27 protein-coding genes are annotated in these 22159 nt (G+C 35.7%); 26 read left to right on the top strand and 1 reads right to left on the bottom strand.

Annotation, left to right across the window (positions count from 1 at the left end; genetic code table 11):
- Nucleotides 1-225: 225 nt before the first annotated feature.
- The 14 genes from ACQ4KW_RS15075 (at nucleotide 226) to ACQ4KW_RS15010 (ending at nucleotide 12297) form a co-directional block, all read left to right on the top strand.
- Nucleotides 226-681: an SMI1/KNR4 family protein gene (locus tag ACQ4KW_RS15075; RefSeq protein ID WP_430883312.1), complete on the top strand. Its 456-nt coding sequence runs from the start codon at nucleotides 226-228 to the stop codon at nucleotides 679-681.
- 776 nt (nucleotides 682-1457) lie between these two features.
- Complete coding sequence (locus ACQ4KW_RS15070) at nucleotides 1458-1847, top strand: hypothetical protein (RefSeq protein WP_430883311.1); 390 nt, start codon at nucleotides 1458-1460, stop codon at nucleotides 1845-1847.
- 103 nt (nucleotides 1848-1950) lie between these two features.
- Nucleotides 1951-2493 (top strand): hypothetical protein, encoded by a 543-nt coding sequence (locus ACQ4KW_RS15065; protein ID WP_430883310.1) that lies wholly within the window; start codon nucleotides 1951-1953, stop codon nucleotides 2491-2493.
- A 377-nt stretch (nucleotides 2494-2870) separates the two neighbouring features.
- Entirely contained in the window at nucleotides 2871-3086 is a 216-nt protein-coding gene (locus tag ACQ4KW_RS15060; protein ID WP_430883309.1) for a hypothetical protein, read from the top strand.
- A gap of 222 nt (nucleotides 3087-3308) precedes the next feature.
- On the top strand, nucleotides 3309-3791 hold the full coding sequence (locus ACQ4KW_RS15055) for a hypothetical protein (protein WP_430883308.1): 483 nt from the start codon (nucleotides 3309-3311) through the stop codon (nucleotides 3789-3791).
- A 220-nt stretch (nucleotides 3792-4011) separates the two neighbouring features.
- Nucleotides 4012-4431 (top strand): DUF3795 domain-containing protein, encoded by a 420-nt coding sequence (locus ACQ4KW_RS15050; protein WP_430883307.1) that lies wholly within the window; start codon nucleotides 4012-4014, stop codon nucleotides 4429-4431.
- Between the two features lie 209 nt (nucleotides 4432-4640).
- Nucleotides 4641-5165, top strand: a complete 525-nt coding sequence (locus ACQ4KW_RS15045; protein WP_430883306.1) for a GNAT family N-acetyltransferase — start codon at nucleotides 4641-4643, stop codon at nucleotides 5163-5165.
- A 150-nt stretch (nucleotides 5166-5315) separates the two neighbouring features.
- Nucleotides 5316-5825 (top strand): class I SAM-dependent methyltransferase, encoded by a 510-nt coding sequence (locus ACQ4KW_RS15040; RefSeq protein ID WP_430883305.1) that lies wholly within the window; start codon nucleotides 5316-5318, stop codon nucleotides 5823-5825.
- 576 nt (nucleotides 5826-6401) lie between these two features.
- Nucleotides 6402-7280: a hypothetical protein gene (locus ACQ4KW_RS15035; RefSeq protein WP_430883304.1), complete on the top strand. Its 879-nt coding sequence runs from the start codon at nucleotides 6402-6404 to the stop codon at nucleotides 7278-7280.
- A gap of 1065 nt (nucleotides 7281-8345) precedes the next feature.
- Nucleotides 8346-8636 (top strand): transposase, encoded by a 291-nt coding sequence (locus tag ACQ4KW_RS15030; protein ID WP_430883303.1) that lies wholly within the window; start codon nucleotides 8346-8348, stop codon nucleotides 8634-8636.
- Nucleotides 8609-9487: an IS3 family transposase gene (locus tag ACQ4KW_RS15025; RefSeq protein WP_430886584.1), complete on the top strand. Its 879-nt coding sequence runs from the start codon at nucleotides 8609-8611 to the stop codon at nucleotides 9485-9487. Before ACQ4KW_RS15030 ends, ACQ4KW_RS15025 begins: the two co-directional genes overlap by 28 nt.
- A 953-nt stretch (nucleotides 9488-10440) precedes the next feature.
- A complete protein-coding gene (locus ACQ4KW_RS15020) occupies nucleotides 10441-10965 on the top strand; it encodes an NUDIX hydrolase (protein WP_430883302.1) in 525 nt (174 codons plus the stop codon).
- A 238-nt stretch (nucleotides 10966-11203) separates the two neighbouring features.
- Nucleotides 11204-11671 carry a hypothetical protein gene (locus ACQ4KW_RS15015; RefSeq protein WP_430882452.1) on the top strand — a complete coding sequence of 156 codons (468 nt, stop codon included), beginning with the start codon at nucleotides 11204-11206 and terminating at the stop codon, nucleotides 11669-11671.
- Between the two features lie 224 nt (nucleotides 11672-11895).
- The gene (locus ACQ4KW_RS15010; RefSeq protein ID WP_430882453.1) at nucleotides 11896-12297 is read left to right on the top strand and encodes a hypothetical protein; all 402 of its coding nucleotides are present in this window, start codon (nucleotides 11896-11898) and stop codon (nucleotides 12295-12297) included.
- A 450-nt stretch (nucleotides 12298-12747) separates the two neighbouring features.
- On the opposite strand, the gene ACQ4KW_RS15005 is transcribed toward ACQ4KW_RS15010, so the two are convergent.
- Nucleotides 12748-13895, bottom strand: a protein-coding gene (locus ACQ4KW_RS15005) for an IS3 family transposase (protein WP_430883301.1) whose coding sequence is annotated in 2 segments (ribosomal slippage) — nucleotides 12748-13634 and nucleotides 13634-13895 — 1149 coding nt in all. Because the reading frame shifts where the segments join, the coding sequence is not laid out codon by codon here.
- Between the two features lie 123 nt (nucleotides 13896-14018).
- Here ACQ4KW_RS15005 and ACQ4KW_RS15000 point away from each other — a divergent pair.
- The 12 genes from ACQ4KW_RS15000 to ACQ4KW_RS14945 all read left to right on the top strand — a co-directional run bounded on the left by ACQ4KW_RS15000 (nucleotide 14019) and on the right by ACQ4KW_RS14945 (nucleotide 22088).
- On the top strand, nucleotides 14019-14120 hold the full coding sequence (locus ACQ4KW_RS15000) for a hypothetical protein (protein WP_430883300.1): 102 nt from the start codon (nucleotides 14019-14021) through the stop codon (nucleotides 14118-14120).
- 35 nt (nucleotides 14121-14155) lie between these two features.
- Nucleotides 14156-14668, top strand: a complete 513-nt coding sequence (locus ACQ4KW_RS14995) for a PDDEXK nuclease domain-containing protein (protein WP_430883299.1) — start codon at nucleotides 14156-14158, stop codon at nucleotides 14666-14668.
- A 251-nt stretch (nucleotides 14669-14919) separates the two neighbouring features.
- A complete protein-coding gene (locus tag ACQ4KW_RS14990) occupies nucleotides 14920-16131 on the top strand; it encodes an IS256 family transposase (protein ID WP_430883298.1) in 1212 nt (403 codons plus the stop codon).
- Between the two features lie 106 nt (nucleotides 16132-16237).
- A complete protein-coding gene (locus ACQ4KW_RS14985; protein ID WP_430883297.1) occupies nucleotides 16238-16729 on the top strand; it encodes a GNAT family N-acetyltransferase in 492 nt (163 codons plus the stop codon).
- Between the two features lie 193 nt (nucleotides 16730-16922).
- Entirely contained in the window at nucleotides 16923-17210 is a 288-nt protein-coding gene (locus ACQ4KW_RS14980) for a hypothetical protein (RefSeq protein WP_430883296.1), read from the top strand.
- 210 nt (nucleotides 17211-17420) lie between these two features.
- A complete protein-coding gene (locus ACQ4KW_RS14975) occupies nucleotides 17421-18374 on the top strand; it encodes an adenosine deaminase (RefSeq protein ID WP_430883295.1) in 954 nt (317 codons plus the stop codon).
- A 191-nt stretch (nucleotides 18375-18565) separates the two neighbouring features.
- Entirely contained in the window at nucleotides 18566-18838 is a 273-nt protein-coding gene (locus ACQ4KW_RS14970; protein ID WP_430883294.1) for a hypothetical protein, read from the top strand.
- A gap of 167 nt (nucleotides 18839-19005) precedes the next feature.
- A complete protein-coding gene (locus tag ACQ4KW_RS14965; RefSeq protein WP_430883293.1) occupies nucleotides 19006-19287 on the top strand; it encodes a transposase in 282 nt (93 codons plus the stop codon).
- A gap of 11 nt (nucleotides 19288-19298) precedes the next feature.
- Nucleotides 19299-20162 (top strand): IS3 family transposase, encoded by an 864-nt coding sequence (locus ACQ4KW_RS14960; RefSeq protein WP_430886583.1) that lies wholly within the window; start codon nucleotides 19299-19301, stop codon nucleotides 20160-20162.
- A gap of 169 nt (nucleotides 20163-20331) precedes the next feature.
- A complete protein-coding gene (locus ACQ4KW_RS14955; RefSeq protein WP_430883292.1) occupies nucleotides 20332-20745 on the top strand; it encodes a hypothetical protein in 414 nt (137 codons plus the stop codon).
- A 261-nt stretch (nucleotides 20746-21006) separates the two neighbouring features.
- Nucleotides 21007-21552 (top strand): GNAT family N-acetyltransferase, encoded by a 546-nt coding sequence (locus tag ACQ4KW_RS14950; RefSeq protein WP_430883291.1) that lies wholly within the window; start codon nucleotides 21007-21009, stop codon nucleotides 21550-21552.
- 11 nt (nucleotides 21553-21563) lie between these two features.
- The gene (locus tag ACQ4KW_RS14945; protein ID WP_430883290.1) at nucleotides 21564-22088 is read left to right on the top strand and encodes a hypothetical protein; all 525 of its coding nucleotides are present in this window, start codon (nucleotides 21564-21566) and stop codon (nucleotides 22086-22088) included.
- Nucleotides 22089-22159: the final 71 nt, after the last annotated feature.

Here is a 22159-nt window from a genome sequence, read left to right as displayed (position 1 = left end):
GAAGTTATAGAGTACATTCGTTCATCTAATAAACCTGTCTAACCATCATATAACACAGCGGTGTCCCGCCATTCGCCCTGTGGTGACTGAGTTTTGAATGTTCCGCAGAAAATGTTTATACGACATTGAAAGTGTTGCGATAAGAGGGCGAACGAGCGTGAACCGTGGGAACGTTAGGTATCATTCAGGCTCAGTATTGTGTGAGTAGACAACTTGGAGATTATTATGACTATCAAAGAGATTATAAGTGCATACGTAAAAAGTGGATATGAGCTTGACTATGGCGAGAGTATTGACTCAAAAACTTTAGATGAGTGGGTAGAAAAATCAGGGTTAGACATACCTATTAATTTGAAAAATATACTTTGCGATAATAATGGTATAAAAACAGTTATGAAGTTACCAACTTCTAAGGAGATAATCAGCTGTAGTTATTTAATATGGGATTTTAATAGAATTGTTGAAAGAAATAATGAATATCGAAAATTGGGTTTCCGAACAAATTTAGAGGAATTGATTTTCTTCAGTGATAATGGGTGTGGTGATCCATTTGGATTTAAGAGTAATGATAACGAAGGAAACATTTGGATATATTACCCTGCTGAAGATTGTTTAGAAAAAGTAGCAGATTCGTTCGACAGATGGCTATTAGATTGGGTGTCAGGTAAGTTAAAAACATAATGTATTGTGAAACGCCTTCACGACACCTAACACAGCGGTGTCCCGCCATTTGCCTACTGTTACGCAGCTGATTTTGATATTCAGTTTACGGTTGTAGCGTAGTGTTTGGAATTCTTCTGACTGAATGGCAAACGAGCGTGAACCGTGGGAACGTTATATGGAAGTTTTAGCAAAGTAGAGAGAAGTTGAGAAAGCGTGGTCATGTGCACTCATGGCGACGAAGAAATGTAACTTTGCATGAGGACCAGTATTCCATAGCACTGGCTAAATTCATTCACGGGAGTGAGAAACGTCGTATAACAAGTCATGATCAACATTTCTCACGTTGAATTATAAGCCAGAATCCAAATGTATCTCAGAAAAATGATCATATACGCATCTACACTATCGGGGTGCAAAGTTACCCAATCTACATATGAATACGTTATATACAAAATTAATTTGGCGAAGAATGAGTGAAGCCATGAGGCAAGGGAAGAATCATTGAATGAATCCCCTAGTCATCTATATGCTGTTTAAAAACAAAGGCTCAACATTATAAGATAATGGGCTCGAAAAGAAAATGACAAGTAAGTATATCCAACTATGTAGTATGCCAAAACCACCATATAACACAGCGGTGTCCCGCCATTCGCCCGGTGGTGAAGGAGTTTGGAATGTTAAGCAGGGAAATGTTTATACGACGTTGGTCGCGTTGCAATAAGTGGGCAAACGACCGTGAACCGTGGGAACGTTATAAGAAAGTTTTAACTAGTTAGAAATATGAAGAGGTATTTATGATTAGCTTGAAATCAAATTATTCAAGAATAATAAGCTTAGTTGTTGTAAGTGACATCATTCATTTGGTTCTAGATTTGCATTTTGGTATGAAGACTTTCATATGGCTTGTAGGATTTCAATTGATAGCGACATTTATTAATTTGAACTATGATAAAGGTCGAATCTATGAGCATATTAAAACTTATAGAGAAAGTGTATTATCTAAGAAAATGATTATTGGTAAATACACGAACTGGGAAAGAACGATTATCAAGGCTGGTAAAGAAGAAAACGATGAATTACTAATTAGTGCAGGTAAGACAGCTTTTCTACTAGAGGGTGGTTCTGTATTTGTAGTATTAAATTTATATTTACTGATTAAAGCTCGAATGATGTTTGGTGTATGAATATATACCTTGGACATACACAAAAAATGTTGTACATTTTGTAGATTAAAGTAGATGGAAGAAGAAAGTTTCTAGTGTTCTATTCTAAATGGAGGTTGAATCTATGATTCTCAAGTTAATTGATGATGTCAATAAATCACTTGATGCGGAAAGCTATTTCTCAGCTTTGTCGCTTGTACTAACATTGCCAGATATATGTGGTAAAGCTCACTATCCAAATGAAAAACGAGTGGGCATACGGTATACCAGGTGGTTTGATGAGTATATTGGGAAATATGAGCAATGTCCATGTAAACATTGTAAAGATAACGAGATGCCTTATCTAAGTGGAGAAGTTGTGTATAGCTTAAGAAACTCATTATTACATCAGGGAACACCAAACATTGAGTCGAATAAGATTAAATGTGAAAGTAATAGAATTGATTACTTTAAAATAATTATTGAACCTAAGAATGAGTTTAACATATATTCTGATTCATCAAGTGTCATGAATGGCAGCGTAAAAACATATAGTGTGAATCTACGAAGATTGTGTCTAATCATCTGCAGTTGTACAAAGGCATACTATGAATCAAACCATTCAAAATTTGATTTCTTTAATTACTCAATTATTGATAAGAGTAACGAAATTAGAAACTGTGAGTAGGTAGCAAAGACTATGTGTTTCAAAGACCGTTAAAACCTTCTTATAACACAGCGGTGTCCCGCCATTCGCCTGCTGGAGACGAAGTTTATGAATGTTCCGCAGTGAAATGTTTATACGACATTGAATGTGTTGTCTAAGATGGCGAACGAGCGTGAACCGTGGGAACGTTATGTAAAAGCAGCTGGGAGGTATAAAGTGATCCGATGATAAGTTTACACGACAATGTAATTATGTCCTATTTAGTTGATTTAGAGAATAAATCAATTTTATTCAGAACATTATATAGAGAAGAAAATGAGCATGTAAATTTCAAATTCAATGGTGTTGTAGCACATAAGTTTGAACATGAAATCTCAGGTAGTATTATACTCGATGTAATGGAGTATAACATTTCAAAGTTCATTGATTTAAATTATGAGTTGATACTCAGTCAATCTGTTTATTGTTGGCCAATGAATTTCAATAATCTTGATGAACTGAGAGATAGACTAATAGAAGAAGAAATGAAGTATTTTGTGATAAGTTCGTCATATGGTCTAAACGGTTGGGTTGTTTCCAAAACTATGAATATTGAAAAGAAAAACGTAGATTAAGTATCTCGAATCTATAAAGTTTATGTGTTAGACATTCCCATCTGCCTATACATAACACAGCGGTGTCCCGCCATTCGCCCGGTGGTGACGGAGTTTTGGAATGTTCAGCAGGGAAATGTTTATACGACGTTGGTCGCGTTGCAATAAGTGGGCAAACGAGCGTGAACCGTGGGAACGTTATGTGAAACATATGTCTTAGTTTATCTGAAAGGACTTTATCTAATGAGTAATAATAACATTAATAGTGATCTTGATCACTTAAGCTTACATGATTGCATAATTGAAGATTTTGAATGGAATAATAAAGAGCTTGTTCTTTATTTTGAATATATTGATGTTTTACATACACACCCGAATAATCCATACGATACTGCGAAGTGTGGTGAACATTCAAAACTGACTTTCAAGAACTGTGTGATCTCTAAAGTTATTAGGTATGACACAAGTAAAGTCACTAAGCGGATCAGTGATGCAAGTGACACTGAAATAGTAGACATGAATTTTGAGGAGTTTGCAATTGACTTTGAAATTCTAAAAGTTACCCATCAGAGAACAATTGGTGATAGAAAGGTATATCAGATATTTGGTCAATGTGCATTTGAATATAATAGTGACTTCGGAGAGTTCATAGTGACATTTGATTCCGTTGACGCCGAATGGTCTAAGTTAGAACAAGATTCATGGTTTGTGGGATTTGGCGAGTAATAAGCAAGCTAAATTATTTGTGTATTAGACACGACATATGAATCACATAACACAGCGGTGTCCCGCCATTCGCCTTGTGGTGACCAAGTTTATAATAACTCCAAAGTGGTTGGCATAGATAAAGTTGAAGGTGTTGCAATAGCTGGGGCGAACGAGCGTGAAGCGTGGGAACGTTAGGTATCATATATTTCTAGTTTAATATGAGAAGAGGAGGTTTAATATGGTAAGACACTCATCCAAAATGGTGGCTCCGTGTGGAATGAATTGCACGTATTGCTATGTACATCATAAAAGAAAGAACCCATGTTGTGGCTGTAGAATGAGTGACGAAAACAAGCCATCTTCTTGTCGGAAATGTAAAATAAAGAAATGCATAAATGAAAAAGAACTGAACTATTGCTATGAATGCTCAGAGTATCCGTGCAAGGTCCTAAAACGGTTAGATAAGAGTTATCAAATGCGTTATCACGAGAGTCTAATTGGCAAAATGAGCATGATAGAATCTTCAGGACTAGATTATTACCTTGAAAAAGAGAAAGAAAGATTGAAATGTCCGGAATGTGGACACGAACTTAATTTACATGACAAAATATGTTGCAAATGTTCAAGGAAATATGAAGTTGATGAGTTAAAGGATTAGTAGAATGAGAGACGAAATATTCGACACCTAACACAGCGGTGTCCCGCCATTCGCCTTTTTGTGACCGAGTATGGTGTGGTTCAGAAGTTAAATGTTCAGATATAGCTGAAGGTGTTGCAATAAGTGGGCGAACGAGCGTGAACCGTGGGAACGTTATCACGCCAATCCAAAACTCAAAACATAGTCAGAGAAAAGTAGGGTGACTTAAAATGATTAATAGTGAACATAGTATCTCTGTAAGATCAGTAGCAGTAAGAGACTCAGAATTTTTAGCAAAAGTATGTGAATCTAATATTCCACTCTATGATTCGATTATGCCTGGAGCGTTTAAGAAGCAAGCCGACAAGTATAGAGTTAAGGGCGTAAATACAGGTTATAGTATTTCGATCATTGAAAAAGACAATGTATCAGTGGGTTTTACTGGCACTCTAGAATTAAATGGTGAAAGTATGTACTTGGTTGCGATCTATCTATTGAGTGAGTATCAAAGACTTGGTTTAGGACACGTTGTTTTAGATCAAATTGAAAATATGTGTAGAGCAAAGAGTATGAAGAATATTATGCTTTTGGTTCATAAAGAAGCCCATTGGGCGATCAATTTTTATATAAAGAATGGTTATGAGATTTCAGCAAAGACAGAAAAAGAGATTAAAGAGTATGACTCAAATATCCTCGAGAAACTATATATTGGAAATACATATTTAATGACAAAAACACTTAATGGAACATGCTGAATCCACATTAATAGGCTATATTTTGCTAGTTAACAGTAAAACATGCTGTTTTATTCAATACCACGTCCTTATGTAATTATTATTTGAGTTCAAGTCTCGCAAATACCGCAAAATAAGACAATGACAGAAATGGTTATCAAGGGGAGTATTATGTCAGAAGAACTTTACAAAAGACCAGATATATATGACATCGTTTATAATAAAGAAAACAGTGAATCATTAGAAACGCACTATGCGAATGTGTTAGGCGACAAGAATATAGAAACAATTCATGACTGTAGTATAGGAACGGGTCAATTGACGTTTGTACTAAGCGATCTTGGCTACAAGGTATCAGGTTCAGATTTGAGTCAAGAAATGCTTGAGAACGCACAAAGAAATGCAAAGGAACGTAATATAAATATTGAGTTGACTCAAAGCGATTTTAGACAAGTATCATCGAGTATTAGTGGTAAGTTTGACTGTGTAATGTCAACAGGAAACTCCTTAGCACATGTGAATAACACAGATGTACTGAAGACAATAGATTCAATGACAGAACTGATAAAAGAAGGCGGTTATATCTACTTTGACACCCGAAACTGGGACAAAATACTAGATACAAGGCAAAGGTTCTTTTGTTATAATCCGTTTTTAGAGGAGAGGAGCGAATTAATCTAACCCAAGTATGGGACTATGTATCGGAAGAACAAGTTATCTTTAATCTTCTATATACATTTGAAAAGAATAATAGAATCTACAAGCAAGAAGAAGTGAAGACAAGCTACTGCCCAATTCGTAAAGACTTACTAATTAATCATTTAGAATCAATAGGGTATGCAGAGATAGAAGTTAATACCTTTTTAAATCCCAAAATAACCGTGTTTGAAGAAATGGACTGGTATTGTGTCATTGCCAAGAAAATAAGTTCAAAAGAGTCATTATAAGAAATATAATATGGTCATATATAAGACTTGAACGAGTCCGTTTTAAATCGGCGTATAACACAGCGGTGTCCCGCCATTCGTCTTCTGGTTACGTAGTTTGGAATGTTGTGTAGTGAAATGTTTATACGACACTAAATGCAGTGAAATAGTTGGGCGAACGAGCGTGAACCGTGGGAACGTTATATGCAATTTCTCACCTAGTTATTGCTTAAGGTATAAATTAATTTTTATCAACAACAAATACTAATCATATAGCAAATATTGCAGGAATTTTATTTGGTTCTTGAAATAACTTCGCAGTGAATAAGGAATGAAAATGATGAATGATAGGTTAAGGAATGTAATTGAACCTCACAATAAATTGAACGGTAAAAATAGGGAATCAAAAATCAGTTTAATATTAGCTTCTTTGCCCGTTGCTATAGTAATTATAGTTTTTCTATTTTGTCTTGTAGTCTCTGGTGGTAGTACATCCGAAAATGATATGGGTGCAGTGTGGTGGATATTTGTCGTATCGATTTGGATAATGACACCTGTAACAATAATAATGAATATACTATCCGTTTATTATGGAGTGAAAGGGCTGAGAGAAAAACACACCCAGTATGCTTGGGTAGGGATTACCATTGTTTTAATTGAGTTAATTATAGCTATACTTATCTATGGTGTTACTACCTTGTCAAATCTATCAGAAGAGAAGGCACTACAGCAGGAAATTACTCAGCTGAAGGAAGAAATAATAAATTATGAAACGTATGCTGATTTATCAGAGTTTGGATTAGGCGTATATAAACTGAAAAATGAAGGTGACAAGTATCTATGGGATATCACAAAATCAGAAGATACTGTAATCGATTATGATGGTGTCAAAATGGTCTTTGAAAGTTACTTTAATCGAAAAGATAAATTGGGGTTTGATAATGCATGGGGAAATTCTAATGAAGGTAAGAATGTTCAGTACGATGTCTATTATCATGAAGATACATACATAATTGTTACTCCTTTATGGGATGAACCAGGTTCACTTTATTATTGGGGATTCATATATTTATGTAAGGACATTAATGAAGGTGCAGACCTATTTGATATAGGTATCCTTGATCCAAATATTATTGATAACCTAGAGGTCTTGCCTAAAAGAACATATACAAGAAAAGATCTTATTGACTTGTTAGGTAAAGACTTTTAAGATGATTATCCAAGAAAGAACATTTACAAATTGTGTAAAATGATTCAATGATGATACTTTATAAACTAAATTGATAAGTAGTTATTGCAGTTGGATATAGACCGGTGAAAAACTGCATATAACACAGCGGTGTCCCGCCATTCGCCTGGTGGATATTGAGTTTGTGAGTGTTCCGCAGTGAAATATTTATAGGACATTGAGCACGTTGCAATAAGAGGGCGAACGAGCGTGAACCGTGGGAACGTTATATGTAAATTATTCTTTAGCTAATGAAAGCGAGATTTTGTGATATCAATGAAAAGCAGAAAAGTAGAGAGTTCAAAGTTATTAACGAAGAATAAAGGAAAGTTAAACATAGCTTTTGGTATTTGGTTGATAGTGAATGGTTTTGCTTTCTTTCCTATAAAGTTTGCGAATTTTCGCGACTTCAATGAGATAGTACTACAGTTAATGATCGCGTATACACTCATTATGGTAGGAAATATATATAAGTCAGCGAATCAGAGCAACTTAACTAAATCGTTCTTATACTCATTTGTACTTAACTCTATAGGACTCCTAATGAGGGTCGTTATTGAGTATGGAGAAGTATCAATGAATAGGGCACTTACAGTTGAAAACGTAATCGTCCATATTATCTTAATACCTGTTCTATTCACACTTGGAAGCATATTTAAGAATATAAAGCTAGTGAAGTATGAATGAGTTTAGAGTATTATAACCAAGAATAATCAACATATAACACAGCGGTGTCCCGCCATTCGCCCTTTAGAAATTGTGGTTGTGAGTGTTTTGCGGTGAAATGTTTATACGACACTAATGTGTTGCAACAAGAGGGCGAACGATCGTGAACCGTGGGAACGTTAGTTGGCATTATCCACGTTCAAGTTTAAGCAGTTAGTTAAATTGGCACGCTAAAGTTGGTATAGGCTGTATATTAACGCCTTCGAATGGGGAGGGGCTATTGAGTTTTGCATTAGTGGCTTGTTCTTGGAACTGCTAAACTGAAATTGTAACACCACGGGATAGGTTTGATGTTAAAATCAAACAAAGGAGTGAAGTTACATGTCAGCAAAAAGATATGACCCACAATTGAAAGACAAAATAATCCGTCTTCATCTTGAAGATGGAAGAACTATAAAAAGCCTTACGAAAGAATACAAACTAGGCAGTGGCACATTAAGGTTTTGGTTGAAGAAACACCGTGAAGAATGCAATGTTAGTCCTGAACTCCAGCAAAAAGATGAATCCTATAATGAAGTCAAAGAGCTACGTAAAAAGCTTGCCGAACTAGAAAAGGAGAACCGTTTCTTAAAAAAGGCGGCAGCATTCTTCGCGAAGGAAATCGACGAGTAAAGTACAAATTCATCCAATGTCACCAAAAGGAGTTTGGAGTACGTTGGTTACTGAGAAAGTTTCAACTCACCCCTAATGCCTATTACAATTATCTCAAGCATCGAAAACATAAGCATCACGAACACGTAGAACATCTAAAATCCGAAATCAAAGCTTGCTTTCATGAGCATAATGGCACTGTTGGCTACCGCATGATTGGCAACCTTTTAAGAATGGCTGGATACATCATTTGTGATGCTACAGTTTATAAATACATGGACGAACTCGGTTTGAAAGCGACCATACGGAGAAAGAAGAAACCTTATGTTCGTGGTGAACAGCATAAGGTGTTTGAAAATCTTATCAATCGTGATTTTAGAGCTGATCTTCCAAATACAAAATGGTGTACTGATTTTACATACATGAAACTTGTTGATGGAGCGTTCCGTTACAACTGTAGTGTCATTGATCTGTATGATCGAAAAGTCGTAGCTAGTCTAAATAGTCATCGCATTGATGCGCAATTAGCAATTGATACACTTAACATTGCAGTTAAAAACAATGCCATTCCAGATGGCTTGATCCTTCATAGCGACCAAGGCTCGCAGTTTTGTTCAAAAGCCTTTAGCAAACACTGTGAATCCCTTAAAATCCAGCAGAGTATGAGTCGTGCCGGCTGTCCAGGTGACAATGCAGTTATGGAACGCTTTTACGGAACCTTTAAGCTAGAACTCATAAACGTATTCCATTTTTACACAGAAAAAGAACTTGATGTGGCAGTCGATGATTATATTTACGATTGGTATAACTATCGTAGACCTCATACATATAATAATGGACTACCGCCATTTTATGCTCGTTATGCTGCATAGGTTATTGACCTATCACTAAGTGTTACAATTTCCGTTGACAAGAACCCTTTCAAACTAAAATCAGCGCTTTGAATACGTTGAGAGAGTAATGTTTATCTGACTGTATTTCACTTAATAAGTAAGTGCTTGCAACGAACTAAGTTGGCATATGAGTTCATCGTACTCATTAATATAGAATGAGGGCTCCACGGTTTTCGTCCTTCAAATTGCATCTGGGGCTGTGAGGTCTCTAAATTAGGATTCCTGTTGACTTCGGCCTCCGTCAGAATTTGGCTATTTGTATGTAAGAGTTTTGGCCAGTTATGACATTATACTATTAAGTTTTTGGCCTTATACCTTTCACTAAATGACTAGTTTTCAATATGCAACTTGAAATCGAAAATCGCCTCATACGAAAAGAGAGCAAGCACTGGTCATCGTAGAGAACACTCAAAAGTAGCGCTGAATTCAGTTTGAACAATCCTGGTTGTGAAGGTACAGATAATACTTTTAAATTTGAACGGCTGAAGTAAGTTTAGAATTTTACAGTGCCAAATATTTGTGACTTTCGTACACAGCTCCATATTTACTATGGGGGTTGGTTTCCTTGAATGAAAGTGTTTTAGACTTGGTGCATCACATTAAATAAGAAGTGGTAATATTCCGCTGAGAAGTGTCCAAGAAATATACGTGCTAGGTATCTGAATGTAATTCGATAACTCACTAAATGAGTTTAGTGGCTTATTATACTTTAACACATCATTCAGGCAACGCCATCTAACACAGTGGTTCCAGACATTCCCCTCGTATTATACGAATTGGGGAATTTTTAATTGGTCTCTTATGTTAAAATATAGAAGAGTATAGAAAAAGTGGGGAACGATCTTGAACCATGGGAACGTTAGGCGAAAAACATTTGGAAGATAGTTTTTGAAATATAATGAAGTATACGAGAAAGAAAATGGGGGAAATTTATGTCTTTAGAATTTGACATTCATATTGGTTTTCAAGAGGAACTGAATCTACCAAAGATGGAGCGTGTAGCAGTAAGAGCGATCATTATGAGGAATCAGGAAATTCTACTTCTATCGAGCAATAGAGGTGATTACAAGTTACCTGGTGGTGGAGTAAAAAATGAAGAAGACTTTGAAAAAGCGTTAGAAAGAGAAGTGAAGGAAGAAACGGGTTATTGCAAACTAGGTGGTACTCGTAAAATTGGAATAGTAAAAGAGAAGAAACTTGACGATTTTGATAAGAACAGGGTATTTGAAATGACGTCACATTATTATGAATGTGATGTAATTGGCGAAAAAGAAGCTCAGGAACTTGACGTTTACGAAGCAGAATTAGGATTCATCCCTAAATGGGTTAACATAAACAAAGCGATAGAATTAAACGAAAAATACATTGAAAATCATCCAGACAAACCGGGCTGGGCAAAACGTGAGAATTTGGTCTTTAAAATTATAAGAGATATTAGATGTGGCTTAAACGAGTGAAAATAAGAATATACTGTCTGCGTGTAAGATACCAAATGTTCATCGCCTAACACAGCGACTTCGCAACATTCCCGTGGTTCTTATTAGTTGCAACTGGTCGAGAAGTTTTGGGTTCTAATAAGTATCTTTTCGTAACTTGGATCGGGAACGTCGGAAGTCGTGGGAACGTTAGGCACAATTCAAAACAACGGTTAAATAATGAATAGCCTAAAACAGTCGCATTATGAGGTAGGTTAACATGAAAAGTTGGTCGATAGTACCAAATTATGAGGAATCACCCGCAAGTGAATCCTTGATTTCAATCAATATGAAGTTGACTTTGGAAAATATTGAATTACCATACATTGTCGATATTGATGGCTGGTATGACGCAGTATTATCAGAAGGAAAAATAGCATTATTTACATGTGAATGTGGTAACTTCGGGTGTGGTGGTTATTACATGAAAGTATCTCATAGTAACAAAAGTTTAATCTTAAGAAACAGGTATAATCCGCTTAATAAAAATGAGTTACTTGAAGAGTTGTATTTTGAAATTGAATGGGAAGATGTATTTTGGATTTATACTGAGTTTGTTGACTACATTGAAGAAATACATGAGAAATATCCACAACATGAAATCTGTATTGGAACATATAGCGACAACTTGGTTGATCAACTAGATAAATATTTAGGAGTTTATGATTTTCTAAGAAGTAAGTTTTAATAGATCTAGTTAGTCAAAAAAGCAGTATTATTTTCAAATCTATCATGTTTAGAACGATTTTCTTAGCTCATACTGAGAGTGTATTGATGAAACGAAAGTTTTATAATAAATGAGGGAATGAATGTCAGCCATGAAGTTAGTAATACTAGTTGAGGAGTATTAAATTGAATGAAAGCCAAGCAAAAATAGGAGTAATAAGTTACATATTATTTCTCATAATGTATATGTTTATTACCATGATAAGAATATACTCAACAAAGAGAAAGGAATACTCAGGTTCTAGTAGGATTCATATCCTCAAATTAACTATGAAGGATTTCTTCTCGCGTAATGCATTAACATATAGTGGTCGTGCTTTTGCTGCTATGTTAGCAGTGGCTGTTGTCCTTGGGGTATCTGTAATTGGGATTGTTGTAGGTGCGATATTTCAGCTTGTTTTGCTAAGAGTGTTTTGTGTTTTATCAGGTTTGGTATTCGGCTATTTCTTAGTGAAAACTATTATTGATACCACACGTTCCATAGAGGAAGAAGGACTAAAAACGACAATCAAAATGGATTATAGAGGTGTTATATCTTTATTCGTATTTTTAATGTTTTTATACTCATACTCGATCAAATCAAGTTAAAGTAACTACGAAATCAGTGAATAGAAGAGTTGTTTTGAACAATGCCTAACACAGCGGTGTCCCGCCATTCGCCTTCTGGTTACTGGGTTTTGGAATGTTCCGCAGTGAAATGTTTGTACGACACTGAAAGTATTGAAATAGCTAGGGCGAACGAGCGTGAACCGTGGGAACGTTATAAGACAGTGTCTAACTTAGTGTTTCCAATGTACTTAATCGTTTGGATCATTTTATAATAATTGAAATTCACGATCTGAGATTACTTATCAGAAGCTAGAGTAGTTTGTATGTTTTCGCGTAAAAGTTGGATTGCCCCATACTTTGAATCCTGTGTTTATGCTAGGGAACAAGGAATCTTTTATTGACTTATATATGTCAGGCTTCAAGTTTTGCTGACACCTATATTATTTCTATATCTGATGTTCTGGTCAAGTAAAATTGTAATACCATGTGCTAGTCTGAATACCTCGCCTCAAATGGTGTAAGGCCTCCATTGAAAGAATGTGGTCTTCTGTGGTTATACCAGTCAAAAATATACTCATAAACACCTTGGTTGAGATCAGCATCATTTTCGAAGGTGTACTGATAAATGAACTCTGTTTTCATCGTATTGTAGAAACGTTCCATAGGTGCATTATCATAGGGATTTCCAGCCCTGCTCATGCTTTGAGTAATGCCATTATCCTTACAATAATTAATGAAGTCTCTTGAAGCGAACTGCGACCCTTGATCGCTATGAAAGATAAGATTGTCATCAATGTTGTTTGATGACAGAGCGATTTTAAGCGTTTCAATAGCAAGATTTGAATCAATCCATTTACTGTTTAAGCTCGAAACAATGCTTCGGTCATATAGATCAATAATGCTGCAATTATACCCTTTTGCACCGTTCTTAAGTGTTAAGTATGTAAAATCTGAACACCAGACTTGGTTTCGATTTTTACAACTAAAATTCTGATTAAGTATGTTTTCGAAGATATGATGGATATACCCTTTTCTATAAGGCTGCTTCTTGCGCCTTGTTATTGCTTTTATTCCCATTTCACGCATATAGGCATAAACTGTACCATAAGAGCACTCGACGCCTTTTCTGAGAAGTAAATCACAGATCATACGATAGCCGAGTGTGCCATTATGCTGGTGGTATAAATTCTTGATTTCCTGCTGTAAATTCTTCTTTTGCTTCTTATAAGTTGCTTTTCGATCTTTAAGGTAGTTGTAGTAGTGGTTAGGATGTAATCCCAGTTTATCTAGCAACCAGTTTACGCCATATGCTAGATGGTATTTCTTGATAAACTCATACTTTTTTAGTCGATTTCCTTCGCAAAGAATGCTGCTGCCTTTTTTAAGAAGTCATTCTCCTTTTTTGCTTCAGCAAGTTCTTTCTTAAGGCGTCTAATCCCTTTCATTTGATCAGTTTCATTCTTAAGTCTTGGATCTGTTTCGCATTCTTTACGGTGTTTATCAAGCCAGTATCTAAGTGTACCACTACCTAAGTTGTATTCAGCTGTTAAGCTTTTTATAGTCCGACCTTCTTCTAGATGCAGACGGATGATCTTCTCTCGAAGAACTGGATCATTCTTTGGTTTTTTCATAATCATAACCCCTTTTCAAGTTTGAATTATATCATCAAACTCGCTCACGGTGTTACAACTTAACTATAGCAGGACAATATTGAACTACTAAAAATTGAGGATCCATTGAAGATAGAGTTCTACATCTCTATGACAATGAATGAACGATGGAGTGTTAGAACACTAAAAGATAGAATTAGTTCAATGTTATATGAGAGAACTAGTCTGTCAAAAAGCCGGAAGAGACTATAGCAAATGACTTAAAAGTTTTAATTGACGATAAAGAAATGAGTACGGATTTATTTTTCAGAGATCCATATGTTCTAGATTTTCTTGAGTTGAAAGATACATATAGTGAAAAAGATTTAGAAAATGCAATTTTAGCTGAGTTAGAAAATTTTATGCTGGAATTTGGTCGTGATTTTACATTTGTAGGACGGCAAGTAAGAATTACAATTGGCGATAAAGATTATTATATTGATTTACTCTTTTATCATCGAAAGCTTAGACGATTAGTATTAATTGAGTTAAAACTTGGAGAGTTTAAGCCAGAATATAAAGGTCAGGTTGAACTTTATTTGAGGTGGCTAGATAAATACGAGAAAAATCAGGGTGAGGAATCACCTATCGGAATCATTTTATGCGCTGAGAAATCACATGAAACAGTCGAGTTATTAGAGCTAGATCAAAGTGGAATTCATGTAGCTCAGTATTTAACTCAGATGCCACCAAAAGATGTTCTAGAGGCAAAACTTCATAAAGCTATCGAAAGAGCAAAATCAAGGTTGGTACAAAAATAATGTACTTGAAATCAAAAATGAACAACAGCTAACATGTCAATTCCCAACACGCCCCAGAATTATACAAAATGGGGCGTGTTTTATTACATTTAAAATGTTAAAATATAGAAGAGTATATATAAAGTGGGGAACGATCTTGAACCATGGGAACGATAACGTAAAATAAAGTGCGCAAAAATAAATAAAGGAAAAGCCATCGGAAACTCCGAAAAGGTAATTGTCGAGAAAACCTGAATAGGAGTTGATATGAGGTGGCTTACCAAAATTCTACCTTACCTTTTAAGAAAATGCTACTGAAGTTTGTTACTGAAGAAGATCCCATGCTCGAAATGCTCGAAATGCTCGAAATGCTTAAATGGCTTTGCGAGCAAATGATGGAGGCTGAACTCTCAAGTCAGCTGGGAGCAGATAAATCAGAGCGTTCAGGTTCACGGAACGGATATCGAGCAGGATACCGTCCAAGACGCTTTGATACTCGTATGGGAACTATGTATCTCATGGTTCCAAAACCACGAAAAGGCGGTTATATTCCATTCTTTGTGACAGAACGAAAGCGTTCCGAAGCCGCTTTAATGAACGTCATTCAGGAAGCATTCGTCAACGGTGTTTCGACAAGAAAAATTGAGAAGCTTGCCAAAAGTCTTGGTATCGATTCGATTTCAAAAGGTCACGTAAGCAACATCACAAAAGAGCTGAATGAACAAGTCGAAGAGTTTCGAAATCGTGATCTCGATGTGGAGTATCCTGTTCTTTGGGTGGATGCTCTGTATGAAAAGATCCGAGATAATGGTCATGTCAGAAACATGGCTGTACATGTTGTTTGTGGCGTTAAACTTGATGGGACTCGTGATATCTTGGCTGTTGAGCCGATGTATGAGGAATCTGAAGCCAGCTATACAACTTTGTTTGATAAGCTGAAGGCACGAGGTATTGAACGTGTCTGGCTAGTCGTTTCAGATGCTCATAAAGGTTTAGTTAGCGCAGCTCGAAAGTCATTTCTGGGATCGTCTTGGCAACGCTGCAAGGTTCATTTCATGAGAAATATCATGGCACATGTACCAGCCAAACAGAAAAAATCCTTCGGTGCAAAGCTAAAGCAAATCTGGCTTCAGCCTGATTTTGAAAGTGCTAAAAGGTATGCTTATATCTTTATGGATGATTATGAAAGCAAGTATCCAGAAGCGATCAAGACGTTAGAAGAAGGTCTCGAAGACTCACTTCAGTTCTTTAATTTTGAGCAGATCGACTCAAGAAAGATCGCTTCAACAAACATGATCGAGCGTCTGAATCGTGAGATCCACAGAAGAACCAAAGTAGTTGGAATCTTTCCTTCGCTTGATTCATACATACGCTTAGTCACTTCCTACATGATCGAGTACAGTGAAGACTGGTCAACTGGAAGGTGCTATATAGACTCAAAAGTCATTACCCTGATCTACGAGGAAAAACTTAAAGCTGCATAAACCTTACGGAGTTCTGATGGTTTTTGCGCACAATATTTGACACTACCCATGGGAACGTTATATATCAATTATCACCTAGCTAATGTTGATGAACGAGGAGGATTATATGTCAGTAGTAATCACGACAGGTAGAGTAATTATTCGTTCACCTGAAGTTGAGGATTTTGAAACGATTTGGAAAATGAAAAATGATCCTTCGGTGGTAGAGTACACCGGTGGTGTTTCAAAGTTTAGTAAAACAGAAGCATATGAACAACATAAGCAAAGATGTGCAGAATTTGAGAATAGTGAAGTTAAGGTGTTTTCGGTTGCACTTAAAGAATCGAATCAGTGCATAGGTTACTGTGGGCTTAAGCACTGTGAAACATTAAGTGGAACTGAAATCCTATATGGATTTTCTAAAGAGTATTGGGGCAAAGGGTATGCAAAAGCAGTTCTTGAATATGGACTAAAGAATATCTCATCAAAGATTGTAGCCGCGGTACATCCGAATAACAAAGGATCAGAACGTGTTCTGCTAAGTATTGGTATGAAATACATAGGAAAAATTGAGTGGCCTAATCAGGGGTTAGTGAATAAGTATAAAATTAGCGTTTAATAAAACGGCGCTAATCGAAATATAAACACAGCGGTGTCCCGCCATTCGCCCGTTGGAGATCGAGTTTGTGAGTGTTCAGTGGTGAAGTGTTTATACGACGTTGAACAAGTTGCAATAAGTGGGCGAACGATCTTGAACCGTGGGAACGGTATGCGGAATGAAAAGACTAGAGAAATGAGTAGAAGGAGAGTAAATGAATAAGATAGAAATTAAGTACATAGCATTTAATAGTTATGTTGAAATAAGTGGAGTTATATCAATGATAATAGGTGTGTTGTATGGAGTGGTTGGGTTAATATTGGGTATGCCTAACTTCGTGAGTGTTGGACTTGAGATCATAAATATACTTTTACTTCATCTCATAGTAGTACCATTAATGTATTGTTTTGCAGGTGTATTAGTCGGTATTATGACATATCAACCCTATAAAGCATTTATGAAGTTACGAAAAGGAATGGTGTTTACATACATTCCTAAATAGAACTGTATTTTCAAACCACATAACACAGCGGTGCCCGCCATGCGCCGAGTGAATAAAAGTTTAGCTTTGAACTATGCTTTTAGAATATTCCCGATATCTACAAATATTGTGAAGATTGGAGCGAACGAGCGTGAACTGTGGGAACGTTATGCAAAACTGATACATCAGGTTAAAGTAGTCATTAAAGTAACTATCGCAAAGGTGGAAAAAATGAAAAGAACTGAAATAGACATGAAGTTCTATCAAGGACTAGAAAATCAAGATAGATCGATATTAGAGCAGATTCCAAAATCGGATTTACATAATCATGCTGGAAGAGGGGGGAAAATTGAAGATCTATCAATGGACATATCTCCACGAACCAAACCATTTGAATCACTAAATGAAATGCAAGAGTGGTTTGAAATGAACGTGAAAACTAGAATAGCTCCAGGTGTTGAAGGATTTTTAGAAAGAGTAGAAGCTTCGTTCAAACAAGCAGAAAGAGATAGTATTAATAAGCTAGCACTAAGCTTTGCAATGAGAGATATAAATGCACTGCAAGGAATTGAAAATTTCTCTAAAATCATCAATGAGTATAAGTGTAGATACATACCAGAATCAGAGTTCATACCTGAATTGACTCTATTGAGGTCGGAAATATCTGAGAATGAAATTGCAGAAGTAAAAGATATAATCACATATGACTATTTCAAGTCATTGGATATTTGTGGGAATGAACAAGGGGCAAGTTTGAACCAATATGTAGATTTATATAAGTATGCAAGAACGAAAAAAATGCTTTTGAAAGTACATGTTGGAGAATTCGGAACTGCCGAGGATGTGGAAAATGCAGTTGATTTACTTGAATTAGACGAAGTTCACCATGGAATAGCGGCTGTAAACTCGAAAGAATGTATGGACTACTTGCGAAATAATAAGATCATTTTAAACATTTGCCCGATGAGTAATATTATGTTGAAAAGAGCAAAAAGCTATTCAACGCATCCAATAAGAAAATTATTTGATGCCGGGGTAGCTGTAACAATAAACACAGACGATTTGACAATATTTAATGCGACAGTATCAGACGAATATATGAATTTATACAAGCATGGAGTATTTTCATTTGAAGAGCTAAACTACATAAGAATGAATAGTTTGAGTTCATATAACAAATATTAGTCAGGAAATACATATGTAACAGCATCGCCTAACACAGCGGTGTCCCGCCATTCGCCTGGTGGGAGCTGACTCTGAGGTTATTCCGAATTTTACGGCTGTGAAATAGCTATAAGTATTGCAATATAATGCACACGAGCTTGAACCATGGGAACGTTATATGAAACTTCCAACTTAGATATAGGAGAAACATAATGTTAGATTTTAAGAATAAACTGAGCAAGTTGAATTTTCGCCGTTCTGATATACGTGGTTTAATAATTTTGACAACTGTATACTTGGCAGGTGCTAAATTGTATTTTCCAAAAATGTTTGATTTAAGAATAGCTTTCTATTATGGAATTTACATTTTGCTAGGGCCTCTATGTATTTATCTAATTATTAGAATTTCTCACGAGGTAGTTGGTTTAACAGGCTTTGACAAAATTGATTCAAATGATGTTGATAAGATTTTTTTTAGGAAATGAAAATGTGATTAGAAAACGTTAGAAGAACATATAACACGAGGGTGTCCCAGTAATCAGCATGACATCTACGTGGTTCGTGTAATGTGCTAACTGGAGACTGATGCTAGCATAGACAGTGGACAGTTTCCTAAAGTGATATAAAACATGACTTTAGGAAACTGTCCACGATGAAAAAAAGACGACGATTTACAAGTGACTTCAAAGCAAATGTAGTAAAGATGATACTCGAAGATGGCAAAAGCCAAGCGGAGGTTGCTGAAGAATTCGATCTTCATCCAAATACGATCAACAACTGGTTAAAAAAACATCGTGAACTTGAGGTGACGCCAAAGAGCGAGCAAGATTTAAGCGAAGAACTCAAGGCACTTAAACGTAGATATTCTGCTCTGGAAGAGGAGCATGAAATCCTAAAAAAGGCGGCGACCTACTTTGCAAAGAACCAGAAGTAAAGTGTGCCTTCATCAAATCCGAAACCAAGAATCATTCGGTGGCAAAGTTGGTCAGAGTCATGAAGGTTTCCAGGAGTAAGTATTATGAATGGCTTGAGCGAAAGCCCTCTGCACGATCTGCACACAAGAAAAAACTCAAGCAGGAAATCATGATGATCTTTGTAGAGAGTGATTCCATCTATGGTGCTCCCAAAATTACTGAACAACTACATGATAAAGGCTATATAATTGCCAAAAGAACGGTCGGTAAATATATGAGAGAGCTTGGAACTTGCTTGACTGTCGTTAAAAAGTTCAGGCCTCAGAGTAAGCCAAAACGAAATTTACCTTATGAAAATATCCTCAAGCAAAACTTTTGTGTTCCAGCACCAAATGTCGCTTGGGTCACTGATATAACATATATTTGGACAAAGAAGCAGAAATGGGTTTATCTTGCCAGTGTCATGGATTTATACAGCAGAAAAATCATCGGTTATTCTTTTGATAGGAACAAGGGCGTCAGTTTAGTCAAACGAGCTCTCAACAATCCTTTAGCGAATCAATGTTATCCAGAGGGTGTTATTCATTACTCGGATCGTAGAAGTCAATACACTTCGAATGACTATTTATCGATACTCCAAAAGCATAAGTTCAAAATCAGTTTCAGTGTCAAAGGCAATTGTTATGACAATGCTTGCATTGAGTCATTTCACAGTGTATTAAAGCGCGAATGTATTTATAGAAATACACCCATAGCTATACAGTCTTTGAATTTCACGCTATTCAAATATATCGAAGGTTTCTACAATAGAAGGCGCATTCATGGAACCTTGGGTTTCAAGACGCAACAAGCATATGAAAATGCATACTATGCTGCCATGAAAACGGCAGCTTAATTCCATAAAGGAACTGTCCATTTTCTTGACAGAGGTACATAAGAATTGAAGAATTTTAATCAAGTTTAGTATGTTAAAAAATTGAATAGTATAGAAATAGTGGGGATCGATCTTGAACCGTGGGAATGATAAGAAAAACTATTTCTCATTGAAAGAATGGATGATAATTATGATGAATCAACTAATATATACAGCTTTATTAATTGCTAGTTTAATAAGTGTTGGAGATATTACAATACCAAATGTTGATCATGATGATGTTAATAAATGTTTTATACAGTTTGATAAAAGTGTTAACAGTGATATTCATCATTACATATTAATAGATGAAATATTTGAAAATAATGATCCTAATAATCCACACGCTTCATTTATTACAAGAGTGTATATAGAAGTATTTGGTGAGGAAGCAGAAGAAAGTCTTTATTCCAGTACTATTGCAATAAATAAAGTAAATAATATTGATGAAGCTCGAATATATATCAAAAATAATGGAATTTCTTTTGCTGATGATGGGCTGAAATGTGTAGTAAGTCCAGTTGTATTATATAAGTGGATACTTGAAGGTTATATACCTACTTGAAACTAATATACACGTTCAAAATAGCATTGCCTAACATGTCAATTCCAAAACATGACCCGTTTTATGTATAATTTAGTTTTCATTATACTGATAAATAGTAGTAAATTAGTTAGTATTTAGCATGGAGATGGGGCCATCGGGAATTGTAGGAACGTAAACTGTCATATTTTCAAGGAATTATTGTTACCTCATCTATTGTAATGAATAAAGGTGGGATTGATAATTGCGTACACAAGAAATTTCTTGATATAAGGAGTAAATTTGAATATTACATATAGAAGTATCAATGAAGATGAGTTACATGATGAATTTCTGAAAGATTTTGAACGTTACCAAGAAGTCAAAAATGATTGGGTTAAAGTTGACGGAGAGTTTGTATTGAAGTTCAATGCACACATAGAAAACTGGAGTGAGGAAAAGAAAATTCAGAAGGTTAACAAGACATTTAAAGACATCCTGGAATCAGAAGGTATCTTATTTGGAGCATTTGAGAATGAAAAACTAATCGGTTTTGCTGGTTGTGGTGGATTAAAATTCGGAAGTAAGAAACAATACATTCAGCTAACAGAATTGCACGTATCATATAAACATCGTGGATGGGGTATCGGAAGGAAATTATTCGAGTATTGTATTGAATATGCTGAAGAATTGAGTGTTGAGAATTTATATATTGTAGCAAGTTCATCAGAAGAAAGCCAGATCGCATACAAGAAACTAGGGTGCGTTTATGCTATGGAAATACAGCCAACATTGTTTGAACAAGACCCAGACGATATACATATGGAATTCAGTATAATCAATCGATAGGTGGTTTCAAAGTGGATTTATCTTTAGTAATGGAGTATAAAAAAATATGGATACTTGGTTCAGTTGCAAGTGGAAAAACAACTCTTGCCACTAAGTTATCTAAATTAATGAATTGTTATCAATATGAGTTGGATAATTTAGTATGGATTCGACGAAATACTGGGGACGTTAGAAGAACTAAGACTCAGATAAATAGAGTTCTGGATCGAATTTATAAAACTCAAAGTTGGATTGTAGAGGGCGTCTACCGAGAAGACTATAATGTTTTACTTGAAAAAGTAGATATAATTTTATTGTTAAATACACCAGCTCATGTTAGAGAAGACAGGATATTAAAACGATGGGTTAAGCAGAGATATGGTTTTGAATGTTGCAATTATATGCCAACAGTTAAAATGTTACAAAGTATGTATGCATGGAGTCGAGGCTATGAAGACAATTATTCAGCCTTACAAGAAATACTTGAACCATATAAAACCAAAATTCAAATAGTTAATCTTGACGGTCTGAAGGAACTATTAGAGCTAAGTTACTGAATCTTGAAAAGAAGGCATCTAACAGAGCTGGGTCCCGCCATTCGCCTAGTGGTGACGAAGTTAATGCTATT

The sequence above is a fragment of the Tianxiuia mixotrophica genome (genome assembly GCF_050596425.1).
In the GTDB taxonomy this organism is placed as follows: domain Bacteria; phylum Bacillota; class Clostridia; order Peptostreptococcales; family Acidaminobacteraceae.
Note: the sequence above shows the minus strand (reverse complement) of the source record. Positions and strands in the feature narration are given on the sequence as shown.

What these genes read in the sequence shown, in the direction of transcription:
- ACQ4KW_RS15075 (WP_430883312.1), top strand. Translation starts at nt 226, where the DNA reads ATGACTATCAAAGAGATTATAAGTGCATACGTAAAAAGTGGATATGAG.
- ACQ4KW_RS15070 (WP_430883311.1), top strand. Translation starts at nt 1,458, where the DNA reads ATGATTAGCTTGAAATCAAATTATTCAAGAATAATAAGCTTAGTTGTT.
- ACQ4KW_RS15065 (WP_430883310.1), top strand. Translation starts at nt 1,951, where the DNA reads ATGATTCTCAAGTTAATTGATGATGTCAATAAATCACTTGATGCGGAA.
- ACQ4KW_RS15060 (WP_430883309.1), top strand. Translation starts at nt 2,871, where the DNA reads ATGGAGTATAACATTTCAAAGTTCATTGATTTAAATTATGAGTTGATA.
- ACQ4KW_RS15055 (WP_430883308.1), top strand. Translation starts at nt 3,309, where the DNA reads ATGAGTAATAATAACATTAATAGTGATCTTGATCACTTAAGCTTACAT.
- ACQ4KW_RS15050 (WP_430883307.1), top strand. Translation starts at nt 4,012, where the DNA reads ATGGTAAGACACTCATCCAAAATGGTGGCTCCGTGTGGAATGAATTGC.
- ACQ4KW_RS15045 (WP_430883306.1), top strand. Translation starts at nt 4,641, where the DNA reads ATGATTAATAGTGAACATAGTATCTCTGTAAGATCAGTAGCAGTAAGA.
- ACQ4KW_RS15040 (WP_430883305.1), top strand. Translation starts at nt 5,316, where the DNA reads ATGTCAGAAGAACTTTACAAAAGACCAGATATATATGACATCGTTTAT.
- ACQ4KW_RS15035 (WP_430883304.1), top strand. Translation starts at nt 6,402, where the DNA reads ATGAAAATGATGAATGATAGGTTAAGGAATGTAATTGAACCTCACAAT.
- ACQ4KW_RS15030 (WP_430883303.1), top strand. Translation starts at nt 8,346, where the DNA reads ATGTCAGCAAAAAGATATGACCCACAATTGAAAGACAAAATAATCCGT.
- ACQ4KW_RS15020 (WP_430883302.1), top strand. Translation starts at nt 10,441, where the DNA reads ATGTCTTTAGAATTTGACATTCATATTGGTTTTCAAGAGGAACTGAAT.
- ACQ4KW_RS15015 (WP_430882452.1), top strand. Translation starts at nt 11,204, where the DNA reads ATGAAAAGTTGGTCGATAGTACCAAATTATGAGGAATCACCCGCAAGT.
- ACQ4KW_RS15010 (WP_430882453.1), top strand. Translation starts at nt 11,896, where the DNA reads ATGTTTATTACCATGATAAGAATATACTCAACAAAGAGAAAGGAATAC.
- ACQ4KW_RS15000 (WP_430883300.1), top strand. Translation starts at nt 14,019, where the DNA reads ATGACAATGAATGAACGATGGAGTGTTAGAACACTAAAAGATAGAATT.
- ACQ4KW_RS14995 (WP_430883299.1), top strand. Translation starts at nt 14,156, where the DNA reads ATGAGTACGGATTTATTTTTCAGAGATCCATATGTTCTAGATTTTCTT.
- ACQ4KW_RS14985 (WP_430883297.1), top strand. Translation starts at nt 16,238, where the DNA reads ATGTCAGTAGTAATCACGACAGGTAGAGTAATTATTCGTTCACCTGAA.
- ACQ4KW_RS14980 (WP_430883296.1), top strand. Translation starts at nt 16,923, where the DNA reads ATGAATAAGATAGAAATTAAGTACATAGCATTTAATAGTTATGTTGAA.
- ACQ4KW_RS14975 (WP_430883295.1), top strand. Translation starts at nt 17,421, where the DNA reads ATGAAAAGAACTGAAATAGACATGAAGTTCTATCAAGGACTAGAAAAT.
- ACQ4KW_RS14970 (WP_430883294.1), top strand. Translation starts at nt 18,566, where the DNA reads ATGTTAGATTTTAAGAATAAACTGAGCAAGTTGAATTTTCGCCGTTCT.
- ACQ4KW_RS14965 (WP_430883293.1), top strand. Translation starts at nt 19,006, where the DNA reads ATGAAAAAAAGACGACGATTTACAAGTGACTTCAAAGCAAATGTAGTA.
- ACQ4KW_RS14955 (WP_430883292.1), top strand. Translation starts at nt 20,332, where the DNA reads ATGATGAATCAACTAATATATACAGCTTTATTAATTGCTAGTTTAATA.